Raw genomic sequence first — 6,226 nt, forward strand, 5'->3', positions numbered from 1 at the left:
ACATGGCACACCGCCCCCCGGGCCCGCCGCGGCCGCCCCCGCGGGCACGGCGCCCGCGGCGGCCGCGCTGCGCGCCTCCCGGGCGCCCCCGCGCCCCACCCGGCCCCCCCGGGGGGGCCGCTTCCCTAGTATTTCTCCTGGTGGCGCGGGGCGGGCCCAACTGCCCGGCGCCACGGGACACATGGTCCGCCGACAGGCCGTGAGCGAAAGGAACCCCCATGGGGAGCGCGCAGGAGAAGGACGAGTTGTACGCCCTCGACATCTCGGACGTCGAGTGGATCGGCGCCCCCGGGACGAGCCCGGACGAGGAGCGGGTCGAGATCGCCCATCTGCCGGGCGGAGCCGTCGCCATGCGCTCCTCGCTGGACCACGGCACGGTGCTGCGGTACACGGAGGCGGAGTGGACGGCCTTCGTGCTCGGCGCGCGGGACGGCGAGTTCGACCTGCGCTGAGGGGAGCGGCCCCCCGCCGTCCGCGGCGGGGGGCCGTGTCGGACCGGCGGTCGGGTGCCCCGAGCGGGTGCGCGGCCGCCGGTTCGTCGCTTCACCCGTTCGGGCCACCACCGGGACGGGTGGGGCGGAGGGGAACGGAAGGGGTACGGGAGGGGAACGCGCGAGATCGGGCCGGACGGAAGCGGGCAAGACCGTACGAATTCCCCCGCGTTGCTCCGTCTTGTACGGTTTCGCCCGGCCCGCTTCCTCACGCTCCGCCGCGCCGGCGTCACCCGGGCCCCGCTCCCGGCCGGAGGGAGGGCGTCCGGGAGAGGACGGGCCTGCCGCGGCGGCGTTGCGGACGTTTAGGGTGGGTGGGGGCGCGGCGGAGGATCCCTCGGAACGTTCGCCGGGTCCGAGGGGAGAGCCGGCCCGATCGGCAGTGAACGGTGGCCCCGACGCACGACGGCACAAGGGTGCTCGACCACACCAGGAGGCAAAGTGAACGGCGATCGCGACGACATCCGCGGGGGCTGGAACGTGCCCGCCGACGAGTCCGACGCGGATCCCGCCGAGATGACGGGTGAGTTCACCATCGACTACACCCCGCCGGCCTGGTACACGCAGAACGCGCCGGGCGGTCCGGGGGGCGCCGGTGTCACTCCCCCGCCGCCGACGGGTGCGCCGGTCCCGGTGCCCGGGGTGCCCCCGGCCGGCTTCCAGCAGGGCTGGACGCCCACCCCGCCGCCGCCCGGGCCCGGCCAGGTCCCCGGCCAGCAGCCTCCCGCGCCCGGCCCCTACGGGACGTACGGCCCCGAGGCCGGCGCCCCCGGCACGCCGCCCCCCGGCTACCCGGCGCCCGCGCCGGGCCAGACCCCCGGGGCGTACCCCGGGCAGGCCCCCGGCCCGATCCCGGGCCAGGTCCCCGGTCAGATCCCCGGTCAGCAGGCCGCCGCGCCCGGGCCGTACGGGGCGTACGGCCCCGAGGCCGGTGCGCCCGGTGCCCCCGGCACGCCCGTCGCGCCGCCGGCCTACCCGGCGCCCGCGGCCGCCCCCGTACCCGCTCCCGCTCCCGGCGCGCCCTTCGGCGGCGGGGAGGTGGAGAGCGGCGCCACCATGCGCTTCAACCCGGCCTCGCTGCGGCCGGACGCGGCCGCGCAGCCGGACGCCGCACCCGCCGCCGGCCCCCTGCCGGGCTCCCCCGAGGCCGCGGGCCTGGCCCGCGCCGACGTGCCCCCGGCCCCCGCCGCGGACGAGCCCGGCACCGACCCCGCCCCGGAGCCGGAGCACGTCGACCCGGCCGCCACGGAACCCCAGGCACAGGCCGAGGAGACGGAGTCGGACACCGACACGGCTCCCTCCGGGGAACCGGACGACGTCGAGGCCGAAGCCGGCACCGAGGACGAGGTCGAGGCGGAGGCCGACACCGACACCGAGACGGACGCGGACGACGAGAACGCGACCGAGAGCGAGGTCGAGGCCGAGGCCGAGGGCCAGGAGGACGAGGCCGACGCGTCCGCCGCCGAGACCGAATCCGCCGACGCCCCCTCCGACGCCGTCCCCGCCGCGCTGCCCCCCGCCGCCCCGCTGCCCGCCGAGGGCGCCCCGGGCGCCGTCCCCGGAGCGCCCGTCGCGGGCGGCGCGCTGCCGCCGCTGCCGCCCGAGTTCCCGCCGGCCTCCCCCGAGGCCCAGCAGCCCGCGCAGCAGCCGCAGGCCGCCCAGGCTCCGCAGCCCGCGCCGCAGTGGCCCGGGCAGCCGGCGGCCGGCGCCCCCGGAGCCGTACCGCCGCAGGGTGGCTACGGGTACCCCCAGGGCCCGGGCGCCCCCGGACTGCCCCCGCAGGCGCCCGCCGGGTACGGCTACCCGCCGCAGGCTCCGGCCGGTTACGGCTACCCGCACCCCGGTCAGCAGCCCCAGCCGCAGCCCCAGCCGTCGGCGCCCGGCCCGGAGCAGCCCCCCGCCGGGTACGGCCTCCCGCCGCAGGCGCAGGGCGGTTACGGCTACCCGCAGGGTCCGGGCGCGCCCGGTGAGCCGGCGCCGCAGGGCCCGGAGGGGTACGGCTACCCGCCGGGCGGCGTGGACCCGAGGACCGGGGCGGCCTGGCCGCAGCCGGTCACGCACGACCAGCGCGAGCGGTCCGTGCCGGGTGCCCCGCTGGGCTACACGGCGGCCGTGGAGCTCTCCTCCGACCGGCTGCTGCGCAACAACAAGCAGAAGGCGAAGTCGAGCCGGAACCCTGGCGCGGCCTCGCGGTTCAAGCTGGGCGGCAAGAAGGAGGAGCAGGAGCGGCAGCGGAAGCTGGACCTGATCCGCACGCCCGTCCTGTCCTGCTACCGGATCGCGGTCATCTCGCTGAAGGGCGGTGTCGGCAAGACCACGACGACGACCGCGCTCGGCGCGACCCTGGCCATCGAGCGGCAGGACAAGATCCTGGCGATCGACGCCAACCCGGACGCCGGCACGCTGGGCCGCCGGGTGCGGCGCGAGACCGGGGCGACCATCCGCGACCTGGTGCAGGCGATCCCGTACCTCAACTCGTACATGGACATCCGCCGGTTCACCTCGCAGGCGCCGTCCGGCCTGGAGATCATCGCCAACGACGTGGACCCGGCCGTCTCGACGACCTTCAACGACGAGGACTACCGGCGGGCGATCGACGTCCTCGGCAAGCAGTACCCGGTGATCCTCACCGACTCCGGCACGGGTCTGCTGTACAGCGCCATGCGCGGGGTGCTCGACCTGGCCGACCAGCTGATCATCATCTCGACGCCGTCCGTGGACGGCGCCTCCAGCGCCTCGACGACGCTGGACTGGCTGTCGGCGCACGGGTACGCGGATCTGGTGCAGCGCTCGATCACGGTCATCTCGGGGGTCCGCGAGACCGGCAAGATGATCAAGGTCGAGGACATCGTGCAGCACTTCCGCACCCGCTGCCGCGGTGTGATCGTGGTGCCCTTCGACGAGCACCTGGCGGCCGGCGCCGAGGTGGACCTCGACATGATGCGGCCGAAGACCCGGGAGGCGTACTTCGACCTCTCGGCGATGGTCGCCGAGGACTTCGCGCGGGCGCAGCAGGCGCAGGGGCTGTGGACCGGTGACGGCCAGGGCGGCCTGCCGCCGCACATGGCGCCGCCGATGCCGGGCCAGTACGCCCCCGGCCCGTACGGCCCCGGGCAGCCGGGTCAGCCCGGCCAGCCGGCGCCGGGGCAGCCCGGCCAGCCGGGTCAGCCCGCGCCGGGGCAGCCGTACGGCGCTCCGCCCGCGCCGGGCCAGCCGTACCCGGGGCAGCCGATGCCCGGCTCGTACGCCCCCGGTCAGCCCGCGCCCGGTCAGCCGTACCCGCCGCAGGGCCCGCCGCAGCCGTACCCCCAGCCGGGCCAGCCGATGCCCGGTCAGCCGATGCCGGGGCAGCCCGGTGAGCCGATGCCGGGTCAAGCCGGGTATCCCGGACAGCCGTACGGGCAGCAGCCGTATCCGCCGGCGGCGACTTCCGGCCAGCCGGGTCAGCCGGGGCAGCCCGCGCAGCCGTACGGGCAGCAGCCCGCGCCGGGCCAGCCGTTCGGTCAGCCGCTGCCTCCGCAGGCCCCGCCGCAGGCACCTCCGCAGGCGCCGCCAGCCCCTCAGCAGTAGGGCGTCACAGGAGTAGACCAATGAGGCTCCGTACCGGGTCACCGGTACGGAGCCTCCTTGCATTCCCGCAGCCCACACGGGGTTTGAGTCATCGTTGACGACGGCAGACCACCGCTGATACATCTTCGCTTCACTTGACGTCAGCCCAAGATCCACGACTCCACGACAGATCCCCCGACGCGAGGTCACGTCCCATGGTCATGGTCACGAAGGTTCCATCCCGTCCACTCCCCCGCCGGCCGCACCGGCCCCGCCGGGCCGCCCGTCTGCTGCTCGCCGCCGGCATCGCCACCGCCTCGCTCGCGGCCCTCCCCGCCACCGCGACCGCCACCCCGGCGGCCGCCGAGGACGAGAAGTCCGGCGGTACGACGCTCACGGTGGCCGTCTCGCAGAGCATCGACTCGCTGAGCCCGTTCCTCGCCCAGAAGCTCACCTCGACCAGCATCCACCGGCTGGCGTACGAGTACCTCACCAACTACGACCCGAAGGACGCCAGGACCGTCCCGGCCTTCGCCACCGAATGGTCCGCCTCGGCGGACAAGCTGACGTGGACGTACAAGATCCGCGAGGACTCGACCTGGTCCGACGGGAAGCCGGCCACCGCCGAGGACGCGGCCTGGACCTTCAACAAGATGATGACCGACCCGAACGCGGCCACCGCCAACGGCAGCTTCACGGCCAACTTCGCCGAGGTCACCGCCCCCGACCCGCGCACCCTCGTCATCCGGCTGAAGAAGCCGCAGGCGACGATGACCGCGCTCGACGTGCCGATCGTGCCCAAGCACGTGTGGGAGAAGGTCGGCGACTTCTCGAAGTTCAACAACGACCGGCAGTTCCCGATCGTCGGCAACGGCCCCTTCGTCATCACGGACTTCAAGGTCGACCAGTACATCAAGCTCAAGCCGAACAAGAAGTTCTGGCGGGGCGCCCCCAAGTTCGACGAGCTGGTCTTCAAGTACTACAAGGACGGGGACGCGGCCGTCGCCGCCCTCCAGAAGGGCGAGGTGTCCTTCGTCCCGAACCTGACGCCCGCCCAGGCGGCGGCGCTGAAGACGCAGAAGGACATCAAGGTCAACGACGCCCCCGGGCGGCGCTTCTACGCGCTCGCCACCAACCCCGGCGCCCGCGCCAAGGACGGCAGGACCTTCGGCAACGGCCACCCGGCCCTGCTCGACCCGGCCGTCCGCAAGGCGCTCTTCCTCTCCGTCGACCGCGCCACCCTCGTCGACAAGGTCTTCCAGGGCCACGCCGTCGAGGGCGAGGGCTACATCCCGCCCCGCTTCGGCTCGTACTTCTGGAAGCCCGAGGGCGCCCAGAAGCGCGGCTACGACCCGGCCGCCGCCGCGAAGGCCCTCGACGACGCCGGGTACAGGAAGAACGGCGACGGGAAGCGGCTGGGCAAGGACGGCAAGCCGCTGAACTTCCGGATCCTCTGTCACGCCACCGACCCCAACGACAAGGCGGTCGGCAAGTACCTCCAGGAGTGGTGGGGCGGGCTCGGCATCGGCCTGACCGTCGAGTGCCTGGACAGCGTCTCCGACCCCTGGGTCAAGGGCGACTACGACCTCGCCTTCGACGGCTGGTCGGTCAACCCCGACCCGGACTACGTCCTCTCCATCCACACCTGCGGCACCCTCCCGGCCACCCCGAAGGACACCGGCGCCACCGACAACTTCATCTGCGACAAGGAGTTCGACTCCCTCTACGCGCAGCAGGCGGTGGAGTACGACACCGCCAAGCGGGCGGACCTGGTCAAGCGGATGCAGTCCCGGCTGTACGACACGGGGTACATGAACGTCATGGCCTACCCCAACGCCCTGGAGGCGTACCGCACCGACCAGATCGCGTCGATCACCACCATGCCCGAGGCCGCCGGGAACCTGTGGGGGCAGGACGGCTACTGGAGCTGGTGGTCGGCCGTCCCCGCCGCCTCCACGTCCGGGTCGGAGGACGGCTCCGGCTCGTCCTCGACCGGGATCGTCATCGGGATCGGCGCGGCCGTGGTCGTCGTCGGCGGCGGACTCCTGCTCTTCCGGATGCGCCGGCGCGCCACCGCCGACGACCGCGAGTAGCGATGACGACGGCAAGCACCCCCGCCGGCGTGGCGGCACGGCGGCCTCGGCGACCGGGTGACCACCGGCATCGCGCTCACCCAGTGGTCGGGG

At 74.6% G+C, this 6,226-nt stretch carries 3 protein-coding genes; all 3 read left to right on the plus strand.

Annotated features, from left to right (window positions below; genetic code table 11):
• Nucleotides 1–218 precede the first annotated feature (218 nt).
• The gene (locus ACFW1I_RS30735; RefSeq protein WP_031014159.1) at nucleotides 219–452 is read left to right on the plus strand and encodes a DUF397 domain-containing protein; all 234 of its coding nucleotides are present in this window, start codon (nucleotides 219–221) and stop codon (nucleotides 450–452) included.
• Nucleotides 453–932: 480 nt separating this feature from the next.
• Nucleotides 933–4,061 (plus strand): SCO5717 family growth-regulating ATPase, encoded by a 3,129-nt coding sequence (locus ACFW1I_RS30740; RefSeq protein ID WP_384676050.1) that lies wholly within the window; start codon nucleotides 933–935, stop codon nucleotides 4,059–4,061.
• A gap of 200 nt (nucleotides 4,062–4,261) precedes the next feature.
• On the plus strand, nucleotides 4,262–6,133 hold the full coding sequence (locus tag ACFW1I_RS30745) for an ABC transporter substrate-binding protein (protein ID WP_384676081.1): 1,872 nt from the start codon (nucleotides 4,262–4,264) through the stop codon (nucleotides 6,131–6,133).
• Nucleotides 6,134–6,226: the final 93 nt, after the last annotated feature.

The organism is Streptomyces sp. NPDC058955 (genome assembly GCF_042741435.1).
Taxonomy (GTDB): domain Bacteria; phylum Actinomycetota; class Actinomycetes; order Streptomycetales; family Streptomycetaceae; genus Streptomyces.